This window comes from Actinosynnema sp. NPDC023658 (assembly GCF_040639995.1).
Taxonomy (GTDB): domain Bacteria; phylum Actinomycetota; class Actinomycetes; order Mycobacteriales; family Pseudonocardiaceae; genus Actinosynnema.
Map to the genome: position 1 here is coordinate 1,352 of NZ_JBFAAX010001054.1, position 487 is coordinate 1,838.

Genomic DNA, 487 nt, shown 5'->3' on the forward strand with positions numbered 1-487 from the left:
CGTGAGCTGGGATGGAGCGCGTACGCCGAAGCTCGCCCAGGGGGAGATTTCGTCCATGCGCGCACCACTGAGCGTCGCCGTCCTCGGACTGACCGCCGGGCTGCTGTCCGGCTGCGGCGGGGGTGACGGCGGCCAGAACGCGTCCCAGCCCTCGTCCACGACCACGTCCACCACCACGTCGGTGGCGGAGGCCAAGGCCGAGGGCCTCGACGGCACGTGGAAGCCGATCAACAAGAGCCCGATCGCCACGCTCACGATCACCGGCACGACCGCGCGGACGACCGGTGAGCTGGCCTGCCCCGGCTCCGTCGCCGCCGCCGACTCGGCCGAGCCGGTCATCACCCTGGACTGCCCCACGCCGAACGAGGACCGCAAGCGCGGCACCTTGGAGCTCAAGCCGGACGGCTCGGCGCTGATCGTCACGTGGGACGGGCCCGCCTGGGGTGGCCTGATCGACAGCCTGAAGCGCGCCGACTGACCTCCGCGC

General features: G+C 72.5%; 1 protein-coding gene. It reads left to right on the forward strand.

Annotation, left to right across the window (positions count from 1 at the left end; all coding sequences use genetic code 11):
• On the forward strand, positions 1–478 hold a 478-nt coding region (locus tag AB0G02_RS37975; RefSeq protein WP_360804679.1), incomplete at its 5' end, for a hypothetical protein.
• Positions 479–487 lie beyond the last annotated feature (9 nt).